The 26,051-nt window shown below is 28.3% G+C and carries 22 protein-coding genes; 1 reads left to right on the forward strand and 21 read right to left on the reverse strand.

Going from position 1 to position 26,051, the window contains the following annotated elements; translation table 11 throughout:
- Nucleotides 1-3: 3 nt before the first annotated feature.
- The 21 genes from Q0V24_RS07405 to Q0V24_RS07505 all read right to left on the reverse strand — a co-directional run bounded on the left by Q0V24_RS07405 (nt 4) and on the right by Q0V24_RS07505 (nt 25,098).
- On the reverse strand, nt 4-4,494 hold the full coding sequence (locus Q0V24_RS07405) for a hypothetical protein (RefSeq protein ID WP_297519997.1): 4,491 nt from the start codon (nt 4,492-4,494) through the stop codon (nt 4-6).
- Between the two features lie 131 nt (nt 4,495-4,625).
- Nucleotides 4,626-5,195, reverse strand: a complete 570-nt coding sequence (locus Q0V24_RS07410; protein WP_297519998.1) for a hypothetical protein — start codon at nt 5,193-5,195, stop codon at nt 4,626-4,628.
- 94 nt (nt 5,196-5,289) lie between these two features.
- Nucleotides 5,290-5,721: a hypothetical protein gene (locus Q0V24_RS07415; protein WP_297520000.1), complete on the reverse strand. Its 432-nt coding sequence runs from the start codon at nt 5,719-5,721 to the stop codon at nt 5,290-5,292.
- 199 nt (nt 5,722-5,920) lie between these two features.
- Nucleotides 5,921-6,997 (reverse strand): polysaccharide deacetylase family protein, encoded by a 1,077-nt coding sequence (locus Q0V24_RS07420; RefSeq protein ID WP_297520002.1) that lies wholly within the window; start codon nt 6,995-6,997, stop codon nt 5,921-5,923.
- 63 nt (nt 6,998-7,060) lie between these two features.
- Nucleotides 7,061-8,008, reverse strand: coding sequence for a polysaccharide deacetylase family protein (locus Q0V24_RS07425; RefSeq protein WP_297520004.1), 948 nt, complete (start codon nt 8,006-8,008; stop codon nt 7,061-7,063).
- A gap of 243 nt (nt 8,009-8,251) precedes the next feature.
- Complete coding sequence (locus Q0V24_RS07430; RefSeq protein ID WP_297520006.1) at nt 8,252-9,568, reverse strand: polysaccharide deacetylase family protein; 1,317 nt, start codon at nt 9,566-9,568, stop codon at nt 8,252-8,254.
- Nucleotides 9,569-10,091: 523 nt separating this feature from the next.
- The gene (locus Q0V24_RS07435; RefSeq protein WP_297520008.1) at nt 10,092-10,655 is read right to left on the reverse strand and encodes an ATP-binding cassette domain-containing protein; all 564 of its coding nucleotides are present in this window, start codon (nt 10,653-10,655) and stop codon (nt 10,092-10,094) included.
- A 4-nt stretch (nt 10,656-10,659) separates the two neighbouring features.
- Nucleotides 10,660-11,394, reverse strand: a complete 735-nt coding sequence (locus Q0V24_RS07440) for an ABC transporter permease (protein ID WP_297520010.1) — start codon at nt 11,392-11,394, stop codon at nt 10,660-10,662.
- Nucleotides 11,384-12,421, reverse strand: coding sequence for an ABC transporter substrate-binding protein (locus tag Q0V24_RS07445; protein WP_297520012.1), 1,038 nt, complete (start codon nt 12,419-12,421; stop codon nt 11,384-11,386). Before Q0V24_RS07445 ends, Q0V24_RS07440 begins: the two co-directional genes overlap by 11 nt.
- A 112-nt stretch (nt 12,422-12,533) precedes the next feature.
- Nucleotides 12,534-12,968, reverse strand: coding sequence for a GNAT family N-acetyltransferase (locus Q0V24_RS07450; RefSeq protein WP_297520014.1), 435 nt, complete (start codon nt 12,966-12,968; stop codon nt 12,534-12,536).
- 123 nt (nt 12,969-13,091) lie between these two features.
- Nucleotides 13,092-15,719, reverse strand: a complete 2,628-nt coding sequence (locus Q0V24_RS07455) for a 3'-5' exonuclease (RefSeq protein ID WP_297520016.1) — start codon at nt 15,717-15,719, stop codon at nt 13,092-13,094.
- Nucleotides 15,720-15,866: 147 nt separating this feature from the next.
- On the reverse strand, nt 15,867-17,123 hold the full coding sequence (locus Q0V24_RS07460; RefSeq protein WP_297520018.1) for a HAMP domain-containing sensor histidine kinase: 1,257 nt from the start codon (nt 17,121-17,123) through the stop codon (nt 15,867-15,869).
- Nucleotides 17,116-17,793 carry a response regulator transcription factor gene (locus Q0V24_RS07465; RefSeq protein ID WP_297520020.1) on the reverse strand — a complete coding sequence of 226 codons (678 nt, stop codon included), beginning with the start codon at nt 17,791-17,793 and terminating at the stop codon, nt 17,116-17,118. The genes Q0V24_RS07460 and Q0V24_RS07465 overlap by 8 nt, the downstream gene beginning before the upstream one ends.
- Nucleotides 17,794-17,797: 4 nt before the next feature.
- Nucleotides 17,798-18,349 (reverse strand): DUF4342 domain-containing protein, encoded by a 552-nt coding sequence (locus Q0V24_RS07470; RefSeq protein ID WP_297520022.1) that lies wholly within the window; start codon nt 18,347-18,349, stop codon nt 17,798-17,800.
- A 106-nt stretch (nt 18,350-18,455) separates the two neighbouring features.
- On the reverse strand, nt 18,456-18,851 hold the full coding sequence (locus Q0V24_RS07475; protein ID WP_297520024.1) for a DUF4342 domain-containing protein: 396 nt from the start codon (nt 18,849-18,851) through the stop codon (nt 18,456-18,458).
- A gap of 149 nt (nt 18,852-19,000) precedes the next feature.
- Nucleotides 19,001-19,993 (reverse strand): oligopeptide/dipeptide ABC transporter ATP-binding protein, encoded by a 993-nt coding sequence (locus Q0V24_RS07480; protein WP_366938284.1) that lies wholly within the window; start codon nt 19,991-19,993, stop codon nt 19,001-19,003.
- A gap of 2 nt (nt 19,994-19,995) precedes the next feature.
- Nucleotides 19,996-20,982 (reverse strand): ABC transporter ATP-binding protein, encoded by a 987-nt coding sequence (locus Q0V24_RS07485; RefSeq protein WP_297520053.1) that lies wholly within the window; start codon nt 20,980-20,982, stop codon nt 19,996-19,998.
- Complete coding sequence (locus Q0V24_RS07490) at nt 20,982-21,803, reverse strand: ABC transporter permease (RefSeq protein ID WP_297520026.1); 822 nt, start codon at nt 21,801-21,803, stop codon at nt 20,982-20,984. The genes Q0V24_RS07485 and Q0V24_RS07490 overlap by 1 nt, the downstream gene beginning before the upstream one ends.
- On the reverse strand, nt 21,803-22,756 hold the full coding sequence (locus Q0V24_RS07495) for an ABC transporter permease (RefSeq protein ID WP_297520028.1): 954 nt from the start codon (nt 22,754-22,756) through the stop codon (nt 21,803-21,805). Before Q0V24_RS07495 ends, Q0V24_RS07490 begins: the two co-directional genes overlap by 1 nt.
- 81 nt (nt 22,757-22,837) lie before the next feature.
- A complete protein-coding gene (locus Q0V24_RS07500) occupies nt 22,838-24,418 on the reverse strand; it encodes an ABC transporter substrate-binding protein (RefSeq protein ID WP_297520030.1) in 1,581 nt (526 codons plus the stop codon).
- A gap of 230 nt (nt 24,419-24,648) precedes the next feature.
- The gene (locus Q0V24_RS07505) at nt 24,649-25,098 is read right to left on the reverse strand and encodes a hypothetical protein (protein ID WP_297520032.1); all 450 of its coding nucleotides are present in this window, start codon (nt 25,096-25,098) and stop codon (nt 24,649-24,651) included.
- Nucleotides 25,099-25,407: 309 nt separating this feature from the next.
- Here Q0V24_RS07505 and Q0V24_RS07510 point away from each other — a divergent pair, with 309 nt between their 5' ends.
- The gene (locus Q0V24_RS07510) at nt 25,408-25,995 is read left to right on the forward strand and encodes a hypothetical protein (protein ID WP_297520034.1); all 588 of its coding nucleotides are present in this window, start codon (nt 25,408-25,410) and stop codon (nt 25,993-25,995) included.
- Nucleotides 25,996-26,051 lie beyond the last annotated feature (56 nt).

The raw sequence follows: 26,051 nt of genomic DNA on the forward strand, positions 1-26,051 counted from the left end.
TCTTTAGACTGATAAAATTTTAGCAACTAATAATATCGTTGTATTATTAAAAAACTCTCTCTTATTTATTCTTTTATGATATATATTTTCTATTTTACCTTCAACTTCAACCCTACTATTTATATTAAACCCTACAGGCATTATTATATAATCACTAAATAACATTTCATAACCAGCTGAATAAACAGCCTGCGAATCATTTTTTGATGTATATTCTATAGTTTCATTTATAACACCATTCACAATTAACTTGTATCCACTTAGGACCTGCCCCTCTATAGAATTAACTATAGGTGTTTCTACTAAATGTGTACTCAATATTTCAACTCTTGCAATAACATTATCTATTTCTTCTATATCTGGCTTCTCTTTCGGAATTTCTAAATATTCATCTTTATCAATCTGTCTAAAGTTAGATAATGCTATATCAACCGTTTCTAAATTTTTAGTTTCTATCTCACTAATATCTCTTCCATTTGACCCATCCATTAAAATATAAGAATATTTAACATAAGTCTTTGTCCTTATATCTAATTTCGAACTGGTTTTTTTAACCTTTACCTTATATTTTATTATTTTAACATCCGCTATATTTATGTTTCCTATAATTATTCCCTTTGTTATATTAACATTATTTACAAATTCACCATCTATAGAAAAACTTCTATTTACAAGTTCTACCCCCTCAAATAATTCATCTATAAAAAGAACATTTAAAGTATCCCTATCACCTGTATTTATAATTGTTACTTCATATGCTATTTCATCTCCAAGCCTTACAAAATCTTTATCTGATTTTTTATAAATTTCAACCTCTATTTTGTTTATATAAATTCTACACTCCTCAGTTTCAACATGATTATTATAATACTCCTGATTTTGTATTTTATAATTATATATTGCAAATGCCTTTATTAATGCATATCCATTTACCTCTGGCTTTTTAATAACCTTAAACTCACACTTTATTTCAATTGATTCTCCAACCTCTATTTTATCTATATTTATACCTGAAATTATACTCTCATCTACCTTTGGCTTACTATTTATACTTACACTCCCCTCAACAAACTCTAATTCTGCTGAAAGAATATCCGTTACAACAATTTCCTCTAAATGCATATCACCAGTGTTTGAAAGTACAATTCTAAGGTCAACTACTTCTCCTATAATTACACACTCTTTACTTATATATTTCTTAATGCAAAGACTAGGATTATAAAGCTCTAATATATTTTCAATTTTTGTACTTCCACTTATTTTACTGCTATTAACCTCATCTATTTGTATTTGTGCATCTATCTCAATATGTGTTTTCTTTCTTGTATATATAACATCTGTTGCCTTTAAATTAAACTTTAATGTTTTTTCACTATGGCCACAAATATCACGAAAGTTTATCCCCGCCTTTAGTTCCCCTAAATATTCCCCTCCATCTAAAACCGCTGATATTACATCAAATTCTTTTTCAAAAGGATATACTACAACTACATTATTTAAAGTAATCTCGCCTTTATTAATTAGAATAATTTCCACCTCAAATATTTCACCAACGATTACTTTTTCCTTTGAAAAGTTCATTTCCACCTTTAAATCATATTTTAAAATTTCAAGTGAAACTTCTTCTTTTTCTAGCTCAACACTAAATATTTTTCCACAAACCATATAATCATATGATGAGGTTGTAATAAGTTTAACCTCTTTATTAACTGATTTAATTTCCGAACTTATCAATATATCAAAAGAAATATCTACCATCTGTCCTGCTGCTAAAACTGCAAAATCTATTCCCTTTAAAATAGATAAATAAGATTTTTCTCCATCAATTATTAAATTTTCCTCATAAATAATTCCCTCTTCTAAATACTCTTTTAATGAAAAATCTCTTGCATTAGTATCTCCTATATTTTTTACTAAAATATTACATCTTACTAAATCGCCAACTATTGCTCTATCTTTATTAAGTGATTTTTCTATTTGTATTTTAGATACAATATTTGCAACACTCAACGTATTAAATGTAAAACTTCTAGTAATTTTCTTATAATCTACTAAATACTCATATTCTAGAGTTGGAGTAAAATCTAATATATTTCTATCAGAGCTTATAACCCTAAGACTGTATTTTATCTCAATAATCTGCTTTATCTTAATACAATCTAGTACTACTCCATAATTTCCTGTATCAAAATAAAACTCTTCACCATCCACAATAATACTATCACTATTAAACATTGTTCCCTGAACTACTAAATCTTTCAATAACAATTTCTCTATATTAACATTCCCTGTATTTTCAAATCTCACAGTAAAATTTATAATATCGCCAACTGTTGTAACAGATTTATCTGATATAAATAAAACATCTTCATTTGATATATTTCCATAAATAATATTAGTTCTAACCATATTACTTTCAAATACTATTATTTCTCCCTCTTCTGACTTATTTGTTTTAAACTCACCTCTAGCACTTGCCCTATTTACAACTTCATCTTTTTGTTCTATCACCTTGTTTAAATAAACTTTAAATTCTATCTCTACACTTTCATCAATATCTATTTTTCCAACCTCAATAAAAGTTAAACTTTTGCATTCATGACCTACCCTATTTATTTTCAAACTTCCTTTTTCAAATAAAAGTGCTCCATCAATTAAATCTTTTATAATAACATTCTCAGCTATAATATTTCCTATATTTTTTACATATATTTTATAACCTAAAGACCCATCAAAAGAAATACTTTCCTTATCACAACTTTTTTCTATATATAATTTAGGATTTAATATATCTAAATTTATAGTTTCTACTTTATACCCAGCGGTTCTATTAGAAATTAAAACTTCAAAATCATCAGCTCCTACCGCTGCAATATATGGCTCATAAGACCAAATACCTGTATCTCTATTTATCTGTGCAACTCCTTTTCTAGCACCATTTTTTATACTATAATTAAACTCTCCCTCAATATAATTATTAATTCTTTCATTTATAGTCTTATTATTTAGTAGCTCATATATACTTTCTCTCTCATCATCTCTAAAACTTGCTATCGAAACTTCTTCAATTCCTTCCCTAACAATAATTTCAACCTTTATTTTTATATCTTTACTATTTTCTTTAAAAGAAACTACAAAATAATCATTTCCTTTAAAATTACAGTTAGGAATATATGCCCAATTCCCATTTGTTATATTTATATTTAATGATCCATAGTCAACATTTTCTAAAATTTCAAATTCTGTAATTTCAGTCCCTTTTTTATTTAATCGCCCTCTTCCTATATCATTTTCATCAATATATTCTTTTTTTATTATCTGATTAATTTGAATATCACCTTCATAGTAATCAATACTACACTCTTCTATATCAAAACTTTCTATCCTACTATTATTTTTTTCTTGTACTCCTATAAACTTTGAATTTTCTTGTTTTTCTGTACTATTCTCCATATTTTTTTTATTTAAATACCGTCCAAATTCTTCTTTTACTATCCCTCTATCTCCAAGTCTTGAAGCTCTAGCCCCATTTAAACTTATTATTATTTTATAAATATTCCCCGTTACATTATCAATTGCATATATGTATCCGAGCTGATCAGAAAACATTATACTTACCTCACATCTATCTATACCACCAGTTAATATTAAAGTTGTAACCTCTCCACTATTAACATCAATCCTTTTAAGTTCATTTGTATTTTTTCCTATACCATAAATATTATTATCAACAATATTATGTGTGAATGCATCTAAATTAATTTTCATATTTAACTTTATAAAATCATTTTTCAACTTACAAAACTCGCTATCATATGGATTCAATGAAAGTACAAATATTTTATCATCATTCTTATTCATAAAATACAATTCACCAGCAACACTTATATTACTTATAATTTTTTCTAAATTATACTTTGAAAGGCCATCTATATTAGCTATCTTTAATATTTCATTGTTTTCAGTTAATCTAAATACCTCATTATTTTTATTACCTGAAATAAAATAATAATTTTCATCCATTTTGTTATAATTAACATTTGAAAAATCCATATTTATATTCATGTTAAATTCAAACATTATTTCTCCATTAAATGTATCTACTAAAAAAACATCTCCTATCGGTGAAATTACAACTCTTTCATTATTTTTAACTACAAAAAAAGAATTCATATTATCATGTGAGAAATTTATATTTTCTATGAATTTTGCAGTTAGAATATCCTCTTTTGTAACTTCTATCTTATAAGATTTATAATTTGTAGAATTTCTAAACTTTTTTATATTCCCAAATTTATTTTTTCCTTTAATATCTTCAATTACCTTATATACTCCCACTTCCTTAATATTATCAAAAAAATAAAAACCATCTTTATCCGTTCTTCCTCTTAGAACTTCCCCTCTTACACCTATAAGTACTATATCAACACCATCTATTCCTTTATACTCGCTTGAACTACTATCAAATACTCTCCCTGATATTTTTATTCCCACATATACCACTCCTAACATCACCATTAAAACTTCTTCTGATATATGTATATGTAAACTTCTCCATAAAAAGTAAAAGTAAAAACATATAAAATGCTTTTACTTTTATAAATCAATTTAATTTTTATTTTTAATTAACAATTACAATTATCTAAACTACAAACTGTTCCACCACAATTTGTTCCACTAATTCCTGTTGAAACTACTTTTTCTCTTCCTCTAGCAGCTTTTCCAACTAAAATTGTAAATCTTGTTCCATTTCCACCATCTGTACATCTACAAATATCAAATTGATAATATCCATTACAGTCTGTAATAGTATGAGCGATTCCTTCCATACCATTATTACTTACTCTTACTAATTTTAAATAAGCATAAGGCACAGAATTTCCATCACAATCTCTAATTTGTCCCCAAACTCTTACTGTTTCTCTTGTTCCAACTGTAATATCAGCTTTAATTTCTGAATCACATTCGTCAATATCAAAATCTACACTATTACCTACAACGTACTGTCTTAAATACTCATCACATTCGTCTATAGGTGATCCACCATTTCCGCCACATCCTGAACCTGACCCAGTGTTTCCACCACAGCCTGAACCTGATCCACTGTTTCCTCCGCAACCTGTTCCTGACCCAGTGTTTCCACCACATCCTGAACCATAATATGCTGAATTGCTATTGAAATAATTTTTACTCATTACTTTTTCCTCCGGTTGTTTAAATATAATATACTATATTCACTTTTCTCTTAATTTGCTACTCCCTTTAATAAAATTATATAAAATAATTTTATTAAATTAAGATATCACCATCACTTATTTTAACTAAATAATCATCTATATCGTAATCTCTATAAATAACAAATTGAAAGTAACCAATTGCATCTGAAATAGCATCTGCTTTATTTAAATAAGTTACTTGGCTATTGCATATGACCTGTTTAAACAAATTAATCATAACACCGCTTACACCTGTATTAAATTCATCCTTTACATACCCACTTATTTTTAAATATTTTATTTTATTCAAGGTACAATCTAATCTATAACTTGAAGATTCATATTTTATATTCATAATATCTAAATATTCGCTTTCTATATATTCAGCCTCTTCTATTACATAGTCGCACTTTAACCCTTTTTTTCTTTCGCAAAGTTTACTTGTTCTATAATTGTTTATCATATCCTTATCCCTAGTCTCTCTTATATACCTGCTAGTGCCCATACCTTTTAGTCACCTCCTATCTATTTTAATAAAGATTTTCTTATAATCTAATATATGTTTAAACTTCTATTTTGTTCAATATTTAAATATACAAAAAAGAACAAACATTTTACAATGCTTGTCCTTCTTAAATAGATTACTGCAATAACCTATAATTATTATACTACATAATTGGTAAATTATGTTATTTTTTTTAAAATTACTCTTGATTTGAGTTACTATTTGTAATTACTGGTATATTTTCAAATGAACTTTTTGGTGCATTCTTTATAACTTTAAATGCAAAGCCATGAGCTTTAAAATATTTTATAACCGCTGGAAGTGCTGTTACCGTATCAACCTTTGCACCTGCATCATGCATTAATATGATAACTTGATTTTTTCCTTTAATAGCATTTTGAACATTTGCAACTAACTTATTAACATCTAATTGTCCTGATGTTTCTGCATCCCCTGTTTCTGCATTCCAATCTAAAGCTGTTATATTTTCTTTATCAAAAGCTTTATTTAATGCTGTAAGATGTGGATCATTATAATATCTTCTTGACATATATCCACCTGGCATTCTAAGAATTCTAGTATTAAAGTCTGGTCCAAGTAAATCTTTTAATAAAGTAGCTGTTTCATTATCTTGTTTCATATAATTTGATACACTAACCTCATTATTTGGATATAACTCAGTATATTCATGATTAAAAGTATGATCCCCTACCGCATTTCCATTCATAAGTTCTTCTCTAACAACATTTTGAAGTTTTGGATAACTCTTTAAAAATTTACCAACTACAAAGAAAGTTGCATGTACATCATTTTCTTTTAATATATTTAAAATTTTAGGTGTATTATTAGGGCTTGGACCATCATCAAATGTAAGGAATACTTCTTTTTGAGTTCCTTTATATGTCCCATCAATCATCTTTGCAACATCATTTGCTGGCACTGCATAACTATCTGCTGATTTAATTATATTTTCATTTTGAAGTATTAAACTTGGGTCATATCCTTTATAAATAGGATTTATATATCCTAATGCTTTATTCGAAGCCCAATGTCCTGTCTGCATATCTTTTAACACTTTTACTTGTTCCATTTCTTTTGTTATCTGCTCTGCTGTTTTTATTGATTTAGCTGCTTTGATTGCACTATCAGTCTGTATTTTTGCATTTGCTATCTTTGTATTTGATCCACTTCCACTTAAGCCATAATATGCTAAACCTCCAATAACTCCGATAACTATAACTGTTGTTATTAATTTTTTCAATGCGCTTTTTCTCATATTTTATTCTTCCTTTGCTACTCTATAAATTTAATCGTATTAGTGCTCAATTTACTTTATTAACTATTTTTTAGTATTTTCTACTTTAATCTCTTTTGCCGTATTAAATGATTCTATTGTAGGATTTTCTATAACTTTAAATGCATACCCATGTGATTTATAATAATCAATTAAATCTGGTAGTGCCTCAACTGTTGATTTTTTAGTTGCAGAATCATGCATTAATAAAATTATATGTGTGTCATTTTTAGTTTCTTTTATTGCATTATTTACAAGTTGATCTGGTGTATACCTTCTTCCTGTGGCATCACCTGTTTCACCATCCCAATCTATTGATGTAATATGCTCTTTTGCAAATTTACTATTTAATTCTGGTAAATTTTCATCATGGTAATATCTTCTAGACATATATCCACCTGGCATTCTTAAAACTCTCGCATTAAAATCATTCCCTAAAATACTTTTCATAATATTGTTAGTTTTATTTATCTCTCCCATAAATACATCTACATCTACTCTATTATGTGGATATAATTTTTTAAAACTATGGCTAAATGTATGATTTGCTATTGCATTTCCATCTAATATCTCTTGTTTTAAATATTCTTTGTTCTTGCTTGAATTCTCTAACTGAGATCCTAATACAAAAAAGGTAGCATGTACATCTTTTTCTTTTAATATCTTTAAAACTTCTGGTGTATATTTGCTTGGTCCATCATCAAATGTTAAAAATACTTGTTTATTATTATCTGTATCCTTTCCTTCTAACATTTTTTCTACTTCATTTGCTGGAACTCCGTAACTTTTTGCTGAATATATTATATTATTATTAGGTATTATATCCGTAGAGCTTGGCTCTTTATGTACTTGATCTGTTTTCTCTGTATTAATTTTAGGATTTGCTATAGCTGTTTTAGAATTGATTTTATTGTAAGTAAATATACCTACTCCCCCAACTGAAAGTGCCGCTATTAATGCAATTGCTATCAACTTGCCTTTTCTATTCATCATTTTTTACCACCTTTGTAACCTTTTCATCTTAAGTATTTCTATTTCTTAACTATATATTCATTCTATACTAATCTCTTCAAAAAATTGTAACATAATTTTTACATTTATATTTTTTTTTTAGTAATTTAAAAATATTTTTATCAAACTATAGCAATATAAGTCTTTTTTACAACAAAAAATGTAAAAAAGCATTAATTATTCAACAAAAAAAGCTATGGATTTAATTATCCATAGCTTCTTATCTTAATATCCTGATTTTGTAGTTGGTGTTTGACCTTGATTTGAATCAGTACTAAAATCATTATCTGCTATTCCATCAAATGATTGTGTTGGTGCATTTTTTATTACCATGAATTTATATCCGTGGTCTTTAAAGAATGTTATAACACCTTGAAGACCTTTAACTGTATCAGTTTTAGCACCTGCATCATGACATAATATTACATCTTGAGGCATATCTTTCCAACCTTTTGTTGAAGCTGCAAGCATTGCTGCTGGGCTTATCTCTCTAGTTGTTGCTGCAACTCCTGAATCTGATGTCCAGTCCATTGCTGTCCATCCCTCTTGATCTAAAGCTTTATTAAACTCTGCTAAATGTGGATCTTTATAGTATACTCTTGACATGTATCCACCTGGAAGTCTTAAAGTTCTAGTATCAAAATGTGGTCCTAAAACAAAGTGCTCTAAATCTTTACAATCATTTATTTGTGTCATAAATGTTGGAACATTAACTGTTGAAGTTCCATTTACTATTGGGTAAAGTTTATCTAATTGATGTGTAAATGTATGATCTCCAACTGCATCCCCATCCATAATTTCTTGTCTTACAATATTTTGTATTGGCCCATTATTTTTCATATGGTCACCAATTACATAGAATGAAGCATGTACTCCGTTATCTTTAAGTATTTTAAGTATTTTAGGTGTATTATTTATACTTGGACCATCATCAAATGTTAAGAATACTTCTTTTTGTTTGATTTTTGAATGTCCTGAAACCATTAATGCTACTTGGTTAACCGGCACTGCATAACTATTAGCTGATTTAATAATATTTTCTCCTGGGATTATTTCATTTGGATGATACCAACTTGGCATAGGATTAACATATCCTAATTTATAAGGTGCATCATATCCTTTTTTCATTAATGCTAAGTCTGCTGTTGATACCTCACCTGCTTCTGCCCCTAAGTCTGGAACTTTTGTATATGATGATTTTATTGTCGAAACCGCTTGTCCTTTTCCATCATTTAATATTGGTGATGTGCCTGTTGCTGCATCATAACCTGGATCTTCATAAGTAGCTCCATGGCCTGTACCCTTGCCTGGTGCTGCTGCTTTTGTAATATCTGTAGCTGTAACCTTGCTAGCACCTATTGTTGTTGTGACCACTTTAGCTTCTTGTGTTTTTGTTAAAGTTGCTATATGTTTAACTTTTGGTGCCATATTTGAATCTTTTGAATAAAAATATGTCCCCGCTCCAATTCCTGCAACCACAAGCGCTGCTATCACTACCGCTAGTGTTTTATTTAATTTACCATCTTTCTTTCTTCTTATCATCTCGTAAATCTCCATCCTAAAATATATTTGTAAAACTTGTTGCGAATAATTCGCTTCGTAAAATTCCTATACTTAGAATATCACTTACACTTAAAAGTAATGTAACAAAAGATAAACGATAACTTTAATATTTATTGATATTACTACTAAATATTAGTTATAACATTTCATAACTTTGTAATTCATCTATCAAATTTTATACTACCGATATATTCTTGTTAAAAAAGTGAGTAAATTGATTATTTCAACTTCCTTACAAAACCTTCTTTTATCTAATTCTATCAACTATTTATGCTATGTCTTTTCTTTTTAATAACTCTTCATATTTACTTTCATTCCTAAGTGAATTTAACATCATCTTTTTAAAACCAAACTTTGTGATAAAAGCAACTTTTTTAAACATACTACTTGTTCTTCCTTAGTGCCATTTCCCATAAACGAGTCTAATTCAAATATAAAGACTCCATAGAATCTAAACAATGGAGCCATAGTATAAGTTTCTATATGATAATTCAACTATTAGTTAAGTCATATTTATAAGTTTTCCACCTAGCCTTTTATAATCTTCAATATCATGTGTTACTATTATCGTAGTTTTTTTATTTTTATCTATATGTTCTTTTACAAAGCTTGTTACTATATCTTTTGTATTTTTATCAAGCCCCTTAAAAGGCTCATCCATAATAAGAATATCACCATCATATAATATCGCCCTTGCAATACTTACTCTTTGCCTCATGCCACCAGATAGTTCCCTTGGATAGTACTTTCCAAACTCTTTTAAATGAAAAGCTTCTAATATACTATCTATTCTTACCTTTATCTCTGCCTTCCTATATTTATCCTTTAATACAAGCTCTAAATTTTTATATACAGTTATATAAGGTATAAGCCTATCTTCTTGAAAAACAATACTAATATCTTTTTCACTTAAAAGTTTATTTACTATATATCTAAGCAGGCTTGTCTTACCAACACCTGATTTACCCATTATAAAATTAATATTACCTTCTTCAAATTCTATATCATATCCCCAAAGGATTTTATTCTCACCATAAGATATATTTATACCCCTAAAACTTAACATAATCTCACACCCTTTTTAAAGACTTGTGCATAATCTTAAATAAAATATCTACAAATATAGAAATTAAAATTATTATAACTGTCCATGCAAATATCCCTACCATATCAAAATTAATTTTAGCCCCCTGAACAAGTGCCCCTATACCATAACTTGGTTGACTATAAACCTCTGATGCTATTATAAGTTTTAATACTAAGGAAAAACTTGAACTTCCCATATTAAGAATTTCCCTTTGTATTTGTGGGTAATAAATAGTTTTAATCTTATCATAAAGTTTTATTTTATAAATCTTTGTCATTTCAAGTATAGCTACATCAGTATCTATAATACTCTTTACTACTAATTCATATAGAAGAGGAAAAACTATCATAATTCCCACAAGAAAAGAAACATACTCTTTATCAAGCCATATAAGTGCTATTAAAATAACTATAATTGTTGGAATTGACTTTAAAATAGCAACTAATGGGTAAATAAAATTATAAACATATTTATTAAAACTTGAACACATCCCTATAATTACAGATAATATAACTGCTAAGCTAAAACTTATAATTGAAGTTATTAGAGTTTTACTAATATTTATAACAAAGTTTTCTTCAGTACATATTTTTAATATCTTCTTTAAAACTTCTAATGGCTGTGGAAGATAAATTTCATTCCCTATAAACTTTGCTAATACCTCCCAAATTAAACTCCAAATAACAACCGCGATAATAATTCCTTTTTTACTTTTCATAGAAAAACTCATCATCTGGAAGTTTTTTACCTATACTCTGTGGATTTAACTTATTTAAAATTTTGTAGTAATCATTATAATCATCGATAGTTTCATTTACTTTAATAAAATCTATTTCTGCTCTCTTTATAGAACTTTCTAAAATAGAATTTTCAAATTTTGATCCATTTTTAATTTCTTGCACTGCTGCTAAAACTGGATTTTCATTAACTTCATCAACTGATTTATCTAATTTTAATCCAAACTTATCTACAAACTCTTTATTCTGAGCTAAATCTGATTTTATTATTATACTTGATTGCGGAAATCCATTCTCTGAATTAAAACTCTCTTTCCAAACATCATTTAAGCTAGCTATAATTTTTATATTTTTATTTTTTGCCATAATAACTGATAATACTGGTTCTGGAACTATTGCATACTCTGCCTTTCCACTTAAAATGGTTGGTGCAAGTTCTGTTGCCCCTCCAACATAACTAAACTTGACGTCTTCTTCTTTTATTCCTTTTTTATCAAGCAACGTCTTAAATACTATATCTGGTGTTAGACCTTTTCCTATATTAAAAACTTCCTTGCCTTTTATATCATCAAAATTTTCATCTCCATTAGTAGAAATCAAATATAATGACCCAAACCCTATTGTACCTAAAAGCTCATATGACATTCCTGAATTATAAGCTTTTAGTGCTATATTTGATGGAACTATCGCTATATCAGGTTCACCTTTCATAACAGCTGTCATGAGCACATCTGTACTTTCTGTAATTTCATATTCTAAATCATATAAATTATGGGCGTCATCTGTATCTATATTATTTTTTTCATCATCTGATTCTATCATCAAAGACATTGCAAGACTTGTTGTTCCCCTTGGAATAACTATATCCAAATTATGTATTTGAGATATATCTGTAGTTAATTCTCTCTCATCATCTTTATCAATACTTATACTCGATTCTACCTGACATCCAGTTAATATCCCCCCCATTAACATAGTTGTTACTAATAAAATAGTTATTTTTTTCATAATAATACCCCCTAAAAAATCCTGTGAATACTTCCACAGGATTCACTCTTTAGTAAAATATTACCAATATAAAGTTATTTTTTCAATATAATTATTTTAATGCCTGACTAAATTATATAAGTTCCATCATTACTAAATCTTCTATTTCTTTAAATCCATTCTTTTCATAGAAATTTACTACTCTTTTTTCTCTCATAGTATATAAACTTATATGAACTATTTTTCTCTCTTTAAGCTCATCTACATAATATTTTAAAACTCTTGTTCCAACACCTGCACCCTTTTTAGTAGCATCTACACAAAATTCTTTTATAAGAAATCTTGTTCCATCATAATAATCTTCTTCATGTCCAACAATCATTGCCATGGGCTCATTATTCTCATAAGCTATAACTCCAAGTGAACCTTCACCTCTCATTATTTGTGAAAGCCTTTTAACTCCAGTTTCTTCTGTCCACTTTTCAAACCAAGGTTCTACATTAAAACTATTCATAAAAATATTTGCTGCTATTGCCACATTTTTTTCTGTTATATATTCAAAATTCATAATTAAACGCTCCTATTTCATATAAAATTAACGAGGCATAATTTTATACCTCGTTAATCATTATATCTATTTTTTTGCTAAAATTAAACATTTATTATATTAATTTTTTTGAAATTAACCTTCTTATTTAAAGTCTAAATATTCTTTATTAATTTTACCTATAAAGGGACTCTCACTTGTATTATACTCACTACCATTGTAATTTTTCGCTTTATTAGGGTACGTTAGTACAAGCCTTTTTTTAGCCCTTGTAATTGCAACATAGAAAAGTTTTCCCTCTTCATCTAAATCTCCCCTAAACATTGGGAACTTTCCATCTACAAGACCTGAAACTATAACAGTATCATATTCAAGCCCTTTTGCCTGATGCACTGTTATTATAGGAATTCTTGGTTTCTCCTGTGTACTTGATATTAGTTGCTCTACATCCCCTGCTGAAAGTGCTGTAAGGTCTATTGCATTGATTAAAGAATCTCTTGAATTCTTCTCACTATCATCTAATATAGAAAGTATCTTATGGAAATTCTTCACTCTAGCAAATCTATCTTCTCTTTCATCGGCTGGATATTTACTCATTATATCAAAATACTTTTGTATCTCTAAAATCATCTCAAATGGTCTAATCTCATATGACCTTTGATTTAATATTTTATAATTTTCTCTAAAACCTTCAAATTTTCTATAAAGGTCTGCTATAAGACTCATTCGCTCAAGTGTTGTGGGTCTTATCTTTTTTTCAATAGCCATTACTAAGAGTTCTTTTGTAGCTGCTATGTCATCCATTGCATTATGACTTGGCTTATGAATTGTTTCAAACTTTTCACTTAAATATTCAAGCTTATGATTTTTCTCTAAAGGATAAAATCTTCTATAAATATCTAATGTGTCATAAAAACCTTTAAATATTGGTACACCTATATTCTCTCTACTAAGCTCACTTGTAAAAATATTTATATCATACTGAACATTATGCCCTATAACTATTTTATCTTTTGTATATTCTCTAAATTCTGTTAGAACTTCTATTTTAGATAATCCATGTTCCTGCAAATATTCATCTGTAAACCCATGAACTTTAGCTGATGGACCAACATTTTTACTTGGTTTTATAAATCTTTCATAAGTATCTATAATATTCCCTTTTGTATCAATCTTGACTGCTGCTATTTGAATTATTTCATCACTTGTAACATCAGTCCCTGTACTTTCAACATCAAAAACTACTATATTTCCATCATCAGACTCTTTATCATAAGCATTTAAAAGATTAGTATAAAACTCACCACTTGCTGTATAATCACTTATAAAGTCTGAAAGCTTTATTCTTGCTTTTCTAAACTCTGTTGTTTCAAGTTTATCTAAAATAGTTTTTCCTATACCTGTATTAAGCCTTTTTAAAACTCTCTCAAGGCTTACTGTATCATAAGGATTTGCAAGAATTTTAAATACAGATGTAATATCCTTAATCTCAGCTCTTCTAAAAAACTTATATTCATCTACTAAAATGAACTCAAAATCTTGCTCTAAAGTAAGTCTTGCGAGTACTTTACTTATATCTTTATTATAATTATTAGACCTAGTAAGTACACAAGCTTTGCTTAAATCCTCTCTATTCAAATAAAGTTCTCTAAAAGTATTTAAAATTCCGATTGCCTCTGCTTCTAAACTATCATAAGTTAAAACAGATATCTTTTCTCCAACCTCACTACTACATGCATGAACACCATCTTTATAAATATCTGCTACTTTATTTTCAAATACATTATTTAAAAAGCTCATACTAGCATCAGTTAAATTTTTAGTTGATCTATAATTTTTATCAAAAGCTACCTCAAGTGGCTTACACTCTTTTTTAAAAACTTCAAATATCTTATCTGGCTGTGACCCTCTCCAGCTATAAATTGTTTGGAATATATCCCCACAAAGTAAAACATTTTTACTTTCATCATTTTTAAATAACTTTTCAATAATCTCATAATCACTCATACTTGTATCTTGAACTTCATCTATGTTTATAAACTTATATTTTTCTTTATAATAATTAACTATCTCATCTTCTCTAAACAAAACTTTAGTAAGTGTAATTAAATCATTAAAATCTAAAGCCTTATCACTTCTAAGCTGTTTATTATAAAAAGAAACATAAAAGACACCATGCTCTAACATATAATTCATAAGATTCATCTTAGTGCTACCCTTAGCCTTAAAACAATCTACGACCTTTGATTTGAACATAGGTGTATTTAAATTATCAATAGTGATTTTATAATCATGTTCTTCATCATCACTTAAAAAGCCCCATTTAAGTCTATAATCTTTTACAAGGTCTATAAACTTTTGCATCATAGGTATTTCTATAAATGCTCTATTATACCCCATTCTTTGAATAGTTGATATTTTTCTCACTGCTTCCCTTGCATCTTCTTCATCAAAAATAACAAAATCAGTAGCTATATCAGTTTTATTCTTAACATTATCTCTAACAACCTGAAGACAAAAACTATGAAAAGTTTTAATTGTACATTTAACACTCCCATCAAGCCTTGATTCTATTCTTTCTTTCATTTCTTTTGCAGCTTTATTAGTAAAGGTTATGCAAAGAATTTCTTCTTCTTTTGCAAGACCTTTATCTATTATATTAAAAACCCGATCTGATAAAGTATTAGTCTTCCCAGTTCCAGCTGGTGCTGCTAAAAATATATTCTTATCTAAAGTATTTGCAACAATACTTTGCTTTTCATTTAATTTCATATGCCCATTACTCCTATTTAAATTTCTATATATTATAGAATATTTTTTTAATATTAATACCTTTAATTATAAATTAAATACAAGCTTTATTTCCACTAAATTTTAGTTTTTTGATATTAATATAAAAAACACCTTAGATTTTTCTATCTAAGATGCCTTATCAATATTCCCTAAAAATACGGTTATTCTTGTCCCTATGCCTTTTCTGCTTAAAACTCCAAAATACCCTTTATGATTATCAACTATCCATTTTGCTATTGATAACCCAAGACCTGTCCCGCCATCTTTTCTCCCTCTTGTTGTATCTGCTCTAAAGAATCGTTCAAATATATATGGAACATCCCTCTCATCTATACCAATGCCACTATCCTCCACACAAAAATATGTCTCTTTTTCATTTCTACCAACTTTTATAAGTATTAATTCACCTTCGTCTGTATATTTCACTGCATTTTCAACAAGTATTCTTGCAGTCTGTTTAAGTAATGCTACATCTCCTAAAATTCTTATATCTTCTAATTTCATATATTTGTAAATATGCTTTTCATCTATCATTCTAGATTCTTCAAAAACCTCATGTAACATATCACTAAGTGAAAACTCTTTTATATCTATCTGATTTTTCCCATTAATTCCTCTAGCTAAAAATAATAATTGATCTACTAAAATTTTCATACTCTCCGATTCTGATTTTATTGCTACTATTGATTCTTCCAAAATACTTTCATCATTTTTCCCCCATCTATCAAGCATATTTGCATATCCTTGAATTACTGAAATTGGTGTTCTAAGTTCATGTGATGCATCTGATACAAACCTTGCTTGTTGCCTATATGACTCTCTCATTTTTTCAAGTAGTGTATTTATAGCATTTTCAAGACCTTGAAGTTCACTATCTCCTATACTAATTTTTTCATCTGAACTCGTTGGACTTATATTTGATATAGCTTTTTCTAAATCTTGAAATTTCTCTTCATCAAAAGTCATATTGCTAAGTCTTTCTGCTGCTTCTGCCATCTCATCAAGTGGCTTTAGATACTTTCTAACTCTTCCTGTTCCAAAAATAATTCTATCAAGTAGAACTCCCCCTTCAAATATTAGTAAAACTGCTCCTCCAAATTTTAAGCTATATAAAAAATCACTAGCATCCTTAATCATAGTTTTCCCATTATTCCAAACTACAGTATAGTTAGCACTTTCTATTGGATGCAAACTTAAACTTCTTTGAGCCTCTTCCACTAAACTACCATAAAAAGCTTTTTCTACACTAAGACACCATATACCACCTATTAAGATAATTAAAATCATATTAAAACCTAAAAGCTCAAAAAATGTATCTCTAACATATTTTGAATTAATCTTTATTGCAATGGATGTAAATCTTTTGTTTTTTTTCTTATTCATCCTTTATCACATACCCAACACCACGCACAGTAGTAATTATCTTTACTTTAAAAGCATCATCTATTTTAACTCTTAAAAATCTTACATATACATCTATAACATTTGTTTCTCCATAATAATCATAGCCGCAAATCTTTTCAATAAGTACATCTCTTGTCATAACTATATTTTTATTTTCAAGCAAAATTTGCAATAGCATAAACTCTCTATTTGTAAGTTCAATTTCTTTATTATTATAAATCACTTTATGCTGTGGCTTATCTAAACTTAATAATCCTCTTCTTATAACATCTTTATCTTCTACAGAAACATTCTTCTTTTTTAATGCAAGTCTTATTCTTGCAAGAAGTTCTTCAATTGCAAAAGGTTTAGTTATATAGTCATCTGCCCCACCATCAAGCCCTGCTACTTTATCCATTACCTCATCTCTTGCTGTAAGGATAATAACTGGAATTTCAGATACCCGTCTAAGTCTTCTTAAAACCTCTAACCCATTAATTTCTGGTAACATTACATCAAGAAGTACAATATCTACCTCTCCATTTTGTGCTATATCAAGACCATCACGCCCATTATCTGCTTTTATAACCTTATATCCCTCATAAGCTAATTCAAGTTCTATAAATCTAGCTATTTTTTCTTCATCTTCAACAACTAAAATTTTAATCATACCTCTAAAGCTCCTTTTTAATCCTTTCTTTTATTCCCTTAACAAAACCAGCTAAGTCTTTAAGCATTTCATCTATCTTTGTAACATTTGTCTTCTTAGAACTAACAGAAAATTCAACATCAAAAATTAATGCAATAATCATTATAGGAATCATACTTCCAACTAAAAGTATTGTTAAAACTATAAAAACTGTCACTGGAACCTCAAATTTTTTTTTCCCTTTTCTACTAACTTTCACTAAAATATTATTACAAATATCTATTAGTTCACATATCCACTCAAATAATTTAAACCCACTTTCTTTCTTATCAAATTTATAATTTATATCTTCCTTACTTAAATCAATAAGAGCACTTGGCTTATTATATGTTTCCCAACTCTTGTTCGTATAAAAAGTTTTTTCTGTAAACTCTTCTCCTTTATTCTCACACTCTATTTTCACAACAGCATCTAAAAGATTCCAACCACAACTCTCTAATATTTTCCTAGCTTCTTTACTGTTTATATTAGTTTTTTTTTGCAACTTTTCTATAATCCTTTCTTCTTGACTAATCACACTTTTATCTCCTTATAACTTTTCTTTATAAATCAAAAGAGATTTTAAAACCCTTCTTTTAAAACCTCTTATTTTTTATTCTATATTCTATTCTACAAATCCTTTTTTAAATACCTTTTTTAAAATCTTTTTTAATAGTATCCGCTGATTTAGAGATTTCTTCAAAAACATTATTTACTTCATCACAATTTAAATCAACACTTGAAATTGAATATTTATATCCAAGGAATAATCCTGAAACTAATAATACAATTACTGGGACTGTTAAAAATATTGCTACTACAATTGATAAAGTTAATGATATTCTTATAGTTTTTTCATTTTTCTTTCTAACTTCAAAGTAAACTGTATTTCCTTTTTTTATAATTTTCCCTATAAACCTAAATATCTTTGCTACAACCTGACCAAGTCCACCAAAACTTTCACTATCGTCTTTGCTAAATTCATCCTTATAATCATTTACCTCAATAATAGCCATTTCATTATTTTCTTTTCTTTCCATTTTATAAAACCTCCAAAATTTATTTTCTTCTTTCTATATTTATATACTATGCTTGGAAAATTAATCTAAAATATAAGAAAGATTAAAATTAGATTAAAATAAAAATAAAGCAAGAAAATTTAGCATTAACTAAACTTCCTTGCTTTACTCTAATCTATATTAATAATTAACTTCTTTGCAAAATGACATGCCACAAAGTGATTTTCTTCATATTTTTTTAATTCTGGTTTTTTAAGCATGCATACTTCCTTTGCATATGGACATCTTGTTCTAAATTTACACCCTTTTATAGAATCTACCACTGATGGTAATTCTCCTTTTAGAAGTTTTCTTTGTCCTCTTTGACTTGGATGTGATATTGGTACTGACTGCATAAGTGCTTTTGTATATGGATGCATAGGATTTTTATAAATTTTTGTTTTATCTCCAATTTCAACTATTTCCCCAAGATACATAACCCCAACTCTTGTCGCTATATATTTAACTAAATTTAAATCATGTGAAATAAATATATAAGCCATTCCTATCTTTTTTTGAAGTCTTATCATAAGATTTATAATTTGTGCTTGCATTGATACATCAAGTGCTGATACAGCCTCATCTGCTATTATTATTTTAGGGTTTAAAGATAATGCCCTTGCTATTGCAATTCTTTGTCTTTGCCCACCTGAAAACTCTTTTGCATATCTATCTAATACAGTTTCATCAAGTCCACATAGTTTTAAAAGTCTTATACTTTCTCTTTCCATATCGCTTTTTGTTACAAAACCATGATACAACATAGCCTGAGAAATTATATCTCTAATTTTCATCGAAGGATTCAAACTGCTATATGGGTCTTGAAAAATCATTTGTATAAAGCTACTTTTATTTTTAATATCACTTTTTCTATAACTATCTCTATTTATTCCATCTATTATAATAGTCCCATTATCTTTTTTATGAAGTCCTATAATTGTTCTTGCAAGTGTTGATTTCCCACAACCTGACTCACCAACTATTGCAAGGGTTTCTCCCTCATTAACTTTAAGTGTAATTTTATCAACAGCTTTTAAACTTTTTTTAACCTTTCCAAAAAAACTTTTTTCATAAGGAAAGTTCTTCTCTAAATTATTTACTTCTAAAATTACTTTTCCACTCAAATTTATTCCTCCCTTGCCATATAACATGCTACTTTATGTTGTTTTCCTATTTGTTTTAAATTTGGTAAACTTTTTTGTTTACATTCTTGAATACACTTATTACATCTATCATAAAATGCACAATAACTCGGTATTTCATAAGGACTTGGAATACTTCCCTTGATTGATTTAAGCTCTTTTATCCCTTCAAAATCTAATTCTATAGAAGGCCTTGAATCTAGAAGTGCTTTTGTATATGGATGTTTTGCCCCATCAAAAATTGTAAAAACATCTGCCTCTTCTACAACTCTTCCACAATACATCACAATTACCCTATCACATAATTCTGCTATTATCCCAAGGTCATGTGTAATAACTATAATAGACATATCAAATTCTTCTTTAATCGCTTTTAATAATTCTAAAATTTGTGCTTGTACAGTAACATCAAGTGCTGTTGTAATTTCATCTGCAATAAGAACTTTAGGTTTTAAACAAAGAGCCATTGCTATAAGTGCTCTTTGCCTCATTCCACCTGAAAGTTCATTTGGGTAAGATTCAAATACTTTTTTCGCATCATTTATTCCAACTTTTCCAAGCATCTCAACCGCTAAAAGTTTTGCTTCTTTTTTTGATACTTTTTCATGAATTAATATCCCCTCAATAATTTGATGTCCTATTGTATACACAGGATTTAAAGATGCTAAAGGGTCTTGATAAATTGCACTAATCTCTTTCCCTCTAATATGCATCATCTGCTTTTCATTAAACTGTGTTATATCAACTCCATAAAGTAGTATTTCTCCACTCTGAGTACTTCCACTTTCTTTGTCTATAAGTCCCATAAGTGACATTGCTGTAACTGACTTTCCACTTCCTGACTCTCCAACAATTCCAAGTATCTCACCTTTTTTAAGTTCAAAGCTAATATCATCAACAGCTTTTATAATTCCATTATCAGTTTTAAAACTAACTTTCAAATTTTTATATTCAACTACATTCATACATATTACCTTCTTTTTCCTATACTCTTTTGAAGACCTCTTCCTATCATATTAAAAGCAAGTATAACAAGTATTATTGCTATGCTTGGAAATATAACAAGATATGGCTCTGTCATCATGTTTTGTTGCCCTGCATTTAGCATACTTCCAAGAGATGCTATTGGTGGCTTTAAGCCAAGTCCTAGAAAACTAAGCATTGCCTCTGTAAGTATTGCACCTGCCGCGCTCATAGTTGCATTTACTATTATAATTTGTGAAATATTCGGAATAACATGAGTTCTTATTATCTTAAAAGTTCCTATTCCTTGTGTTTTTGCACACTTTATATAATCAGCTTCTTTAAGTGCATTAACTTCACCCCTTATAATCCTTGCTGTACCCATCCATGAAAAGGCTGCTAAAACAAGAACTATTTCCATAAGTGATGATTTTAAAATAACACTTAAAACTAATAATATAAAAAATGCCGGAATACTCATAAGAATCTCTAAAATCCTCATAATAACAGTATCAAAAACTCCACCTATATATCCACTTAAAGAACCTATAATTGTCCCTATAAAAGTTGATATTATCATAACACTAAGTCCTACTAAAAGAGTTATTCTACCACCGTATAAAAGCCTTGTAAAATAATCTCTACCAAGACTGTCAGTTCCAAAAATATGATGTATACTTGGTGATTCAAAAGCATTTGCTAAATTTATTTCATTAGGTTTATAAGGTGATAAAAATGCAAATATACAAGCTACACCAAATATAACTAAGAATATTAAACTAATAAATGCTCCTTTATCTTTTTTTATTGCAATCATAATATTTTTCACTATTTTAATCCTCCCTTAACTCTAGGGTCAACAAGAGTATATAAAATATCTGATATTAGATTCCCAATAATTAAAAGCACCGCTGCTAAAAGAGTAGTTGCCATTATAGCTGGATAATCATATGAAATAGCTGCATTATAAGCCATTCTTCCAACTCCTGGCCATCCAAATATCTCTTCTATAACAACGCTCCCCATCACAAGACTTGGAAGTGATAGCCCTACAAGTGTTATAACAGGTAAAATACTATTTTTAAGTATATGTCCATAAAATACCGATTCTCTATCAAGACCTTTTCCAAAAGCAGTCCTTACATAATCTTTTTCTGCTTCTATCTCTATTGAATTTTTCACATATTGTATTATCCCACCAATATCAGTTAAAACTACTGCAAAAACTGGCATAATAAGATGTGCTATAAGACTAGTTATACTTTTATCACCTATGTTATACATCCCAACACTTGGTAAAATATTAAACTTAACAGTAAAAACAACTATAAGTATAAGTGCAAGAAGAAATGAGGGCATAGCAATACTTATATTAGAAAAAATATCTATTATTTTTCCTATAAAGTTTTTTCTATTCATTCCTCCTATTACTCCAAGCCCTATCCCTGCTATAAAAGTTAATATCATTGATATTCCACTTAAAATTAATGTAGGTATAATTCTACTTGTAATTTCCTGTGCTACAGAACTTGATGAAACAAGAGAATTACCAAGATTCCCTTGTAAAATTTGTTTTAGCCACTCTATGTATTGAGTTATAATAGGTCTATTAAGCCCTAAATTTTCTCTAATTATTTCTACTTGCTTATGGTTCATCCCAGGTGTCATATACATTTGAACTGGACTACCTGGTGCTGCTTTTATTATAAAAAAGCAAATTATTGAAATAACAAAAAGCATAGGTATTGCTAAAAGAATTCTTTTTAAAATAAATTTCCCCATAAAATCCTCCTAACTTATTTTATGACAATAGCACCTATCTAAAATTTGATAGATGCTATTATAAGTTTTCTCTAAATTTTATTATTTATTATAATAAAGTGCTCCAAAATTTTGCATAAGAGCTATTGGTGTTGGAGCAGCTTCTTTAATACCTGATATTTTTTTTGAAACTCCTAAAATTGTTTCAGGATAGTTAATTGTATAAACAGGTAAGTTTTCTGAAACCTCTTCCTGAACTTCTTTGTATAAATCTTCTCTTTGACTAACATTTGTACTTGTTTGCGCCTCTTTAAATAATTTATCTATCTTTGGATTACTAAAGTTAGATGCATTATTAGCTCCTTTAGTAGTAAATACTGTTGAGTATCCATCTGGTGTTGTACCCATATTATATCCATTTATAGCAAGGTCATACTTTGTACTATTTGGTGTAAATATTTCTTGGAAGAATGAGTTAAGCTCTATTGGCTCAAGCTCTACTTTTATTCCTATTTTACTAAGATTTTGCTGGATAACAAGAGCTTCATCCTGTGCCCATTTAAATCCTGCTGCATAGCTAAGACGTAATGTTACATCCTTTGCACCTGATTCTTTCATAAGGTCTTGTGCCTTAGTCAAATCATAATTATATGTTTTTACATCATTTGTATAATACTGAGTTTCTGGTGAAAATACTGAGTTTGCTGGTGTTACATACTTACTATTTCCATACTCAGCCTTAGTTAAATCTTCTCTATTTAAAGCATATGCAATTGCTTGTCTTACTTTTAAATTTTGTAAGTTTTTATTAGTAAAGTTAAATACTACTGAGTTAACTAAACCTGATCCAAATTTCTCTACATTATAGTTATCTGAAATTTTCTTATTTGCTAATAACTTCTCTGATAAGTTTCCAACTGATAATTGTCCTGATTCTAAAGCTGCTACTCCTGCATTTTGGTTAGGTATAACTTTAAATACAAGATTTGAAATATTAGCTTTTTCTCCATAGAAATTATCATTTCTAACTAAAGTAACTGTTGAACCTGCTTGTTCTGATTCAAATTTATATGGACCATCACCTACTGGTTTTTTATTCTCCGGTGCATTTTTTAAATCTTTAACATTTTTATAAATATGCTCTGGAATTGGATATAACTGCGCAAGATTTTGCTCAAATCCAAGTGATGGTGCTGGTAATATAAACTCTATTGTTGTACTATTTAAAGCCTTTGCAGTAATTGCTTTACCATCCATCATAAATGTTTGAGTTAATAATGCATTATTTTTAGGATTCATTATTGAATCAAAAGTGAAAACAACATCATTTGCTGTTAAGGCCTGTCCATCTGACCATTTTAAATTAGGCTTTAATGTTAAAGTATATGTTTTTGCATCAGCTGAATGTGTCATACTCTTAGCTAATCCATTAAAATCAAGTTTTCCATTCTCACCAATATTATAAACTGGCTCATACATAGCATCAGCTACAACAAGTGAACTATTTGAATTTGCATATAGTGGATTCATTGTTGGTGGTGTTGATGATACAGATAATACAAGGTTTTGATTCTCATTTGCCTTGCTATTATGTGTATTTGCATAAACTGCATATCCACCTCCAGCTACTATTGCCACTACAATAACAACTCCAATAATTTTAGATAATTTTCCTCTTGCCATAATGTTCCTCCAAATTTTATCTTATGATTTATTAATTTATAATTTCTGCTACTTATGCTATTTTTAAAATAAGTAACCTCTATAATATAACATAAATTCATATATAATTCATACTAAATTCATCAACTTACTACGAAATTTTTCTTTTGTTGATTTTTTATATCCTTTAATAACCATAAAAAAAGACAAAGTATATTCATACCTTGCCTTCCTGTTTATATAATTTCATCTTACCTCTCAGGATTTGTCTCTTGATATGTTAGCTCACTATCTCTGCGTATAGCATTAAAAGCTAACTCCCCAATTCTATCATTGGATACATCTGATAAATAATATTTTTCACCCTCAATTATTATATAATCAACTGCTTTTCTAAATTTAGCTGCCTTCATTGCATCACCATCTGTTATCACAGCATTAGTTAACCTGTTATCTATTCCAAACTCTAGGAGTCCTAAATCCCCCTTTTTCTCATTCACTAAAGTCATACTAATACTACGTGCATGCATTACTTCATTTATTTCTGCTTCTGTTCTAGCAACTTGCACATCTTCTTTAACCTCTACTATTTCACCATTAGATATTTTTATCCCAAGACTAGTAAATAACCATGTAAATCCAAGACCTAATACTATTACTGTTGATACTGATGCAATTAATCTTTTCACCGTATTTGACATTCTTTCTACCCCCTATTAAATATTAAAATCAAATAATACCTCGTAAAAACTTATTAACTAAATCATTGACCAATTCGTTTATATTTATTCCTTCAAGCTATTATTTGCCTATATATATTATGATTAAACTCCATTTAATAGAACTATCTCTTTAATAATACCGTTTACACCTATTCTTACCATTTTAAACATACTAATATATCTAATAACTACTCTACTTATTATTTTTTAATTATTAAACATTTGTTTCTTTATTAGAAAAATCTTTTTGCTAAACTACCTTTATTAAACTATTTAAAAGGAGCTATTATGTTCAATAAAAAGCAAGAACCTAAAAACAAAGATTATTTAGAAGTAAAAAAACGATGGGCTAATTTAAAAGACGAAGAGGCAAAACAACAAATAAAAAAAATATACAATATCGATGAATATACACCTATAAAATTAAAATTTTTTCAAAAATACAACAAAAGATTTTTAAGTAATTTTTGTTGTGTTTTATTTTTTTTCAGTTTTGGTTGGATGAATTTTATGGTGCTTCCCTTTTTACTAATTGGTATTTTTACAGAAATTTCTAATGCACCACTTAGAATTTTTCTTGATTCTATATTTAATACTTATGAGAGAAAAATTGGTACCTGTTCACTAATAAAGAATGATTTAACCTTTGGAATTCCACATCGTGATTCTAGAATATTAAACTATGCTGAAGTTCGCATATCATATTTAGATAAAGAAGATATTGATAAATTTATAGCACTTAAACCTATTCTAATTTCTGAAGGAACTATTGTAAGTGTTATTAAAGGGAAATTTTCTAAAAAGATAATACATATAGAAACTCATAAAATAAAAATAATTTCTCACCACACTACTAATTGTCTTGATGAAGATTAGTAAACTACCTAACTCAAAAAAGAGCAGAAAATTTTTCTTTCTCCTCTTTTTTTATA

This window comes from uncultured Clostridium sp., from assembly GCF_947039605.1.
Taxonomy (GTDB): Bacteria; Bacillota; Clostridia; order Clostridiales; family Clostridiaceae; genus Sarcina.

Excerpts from the sequence above, each read along its gene's own strand:
- Q0V24_RS07500 (WP_297520030.1), bottom strand. The coding sequence starts at position 24,418 with ATGGCAAGAGGAAAATTATCTAAAATTATTGGAGTTGTTATTGTAGTG.
- Q0V24_RS07460 (WP_297520018.1), bottom strand. The coding sequence starts at position 17,123 with ATGAATAAGAAAAAAAACAAAAGATTTACATCCATTGCAATAAAGATT.
- Q0V24_RS07495 (WP_297520028.1), bottom strand. The coding sequence starts at position 22,756 with ATGGGGAAATTTATTTTAAAAAGAATTCTTTTAGCAATACCTATGCTT.
- Q0V24_RS07445 (WP_297520012.1), bottom strand. The coding sequence starts at position 12,421 with ATGAAAAAAATAACTATTTTATTAGTAACAACTATGTTAATGGGGGGG.
- Q0V24_RS07510 (WP_297520034.1), top strand. The coding sequence starts at position 25,408 with ATGTTCAATAAAAAGCAAGAACCTAAAAACAAAGATTATTTAGAAGTA.
- Q0V24_RS07440 (WP_297520010.1), bottom strand. The coding sequence starts at position 11,394 with ATGAAAAGTAAAAAAGGAATTATTATCGCGGTTGTTATTTGGAGTTTA.
- Q0V24_RS07450 (WP_297520014.1), bottom strand. The coding sequence starts at position 12,968 with ATGAATTTTGAATATATAACAGAAAAAAATGTGGCAATAGCAGCAAAT.
- Q0V24_RS07505 (WP_297520032.1), bottom strand. The coding sequence starts at position 25,098 with ATGTCAAATACGGTGAAAAGATTAATTGCATCAGTATCAACAGTAATA.
- Q0V24_RS07430 (WP_297520006.1), bottom strand. The coding sequence starts at position 9,568 with ATGATAAGAAGAAAGAAAGATGGTAAATTAAATAAAACACTAGCGGTA.
- Q0V24_RS07415 (WP_297520000.1), bottom strand. The coding sequence starts at position 5,721 with ATGGGCACTAGCAGGTATATAAGAGAGACTAGGGATAAGGATATGATA.
- Q0V24_RS07475 (WP_297520024.1), bottom strand. The coding sequence starts at position 18,851 with ATGGAAAGAAAAGAAAATAATGAAATGGCTATTATTGAGGTAAATGAT.
- Q0V24_RS07420 (WP_297520002.1), bottom strand. The coding sequence starts at position 6,997 with ATGAGAAAAAGCGCATTGAAAAAATTAATAACAACAGTTATAGTTATC.
- Q0V24_RS07455 (WP_297520016.1), bottom strand. The coding sequence starts at position 15,719 with ATGAAATTAAATGAAAAGCAAAGTATTGTTGCAAATACTTTAGATAAG.
- Q0V24_RS07465 (WP_297520020.1), bottom strand. The coding sequence starts at position 17,793 with ATGATTAAAATTTTAGTTGTTGAAGATGAAGAAAAAATAGCTAGATTT.
- Q0V24_RS07435 (WP_297520008.1), bottom strand. The coding sequence starts at position 10,655 with ATGTTAAGTTTTAGGGGTATAAATATATCTTATGGTGAGAATAAAATC.
- Q0V24_RS07425 (WP_297520004.1), bottom strand. The coding sequence starts at position 8,008 with ATGATGAATAGAAAAGGCAAGTTGATAGCAATTGCATTAATAGCGGCA.
- Q0V24_RS07410 (WP_297519998.1), bottom strand. The coding sequence starts at position 5,195 with ATGAGTAAAAATTATTTCAATAGCAATTCAGCATATTATGGTTCAGGA.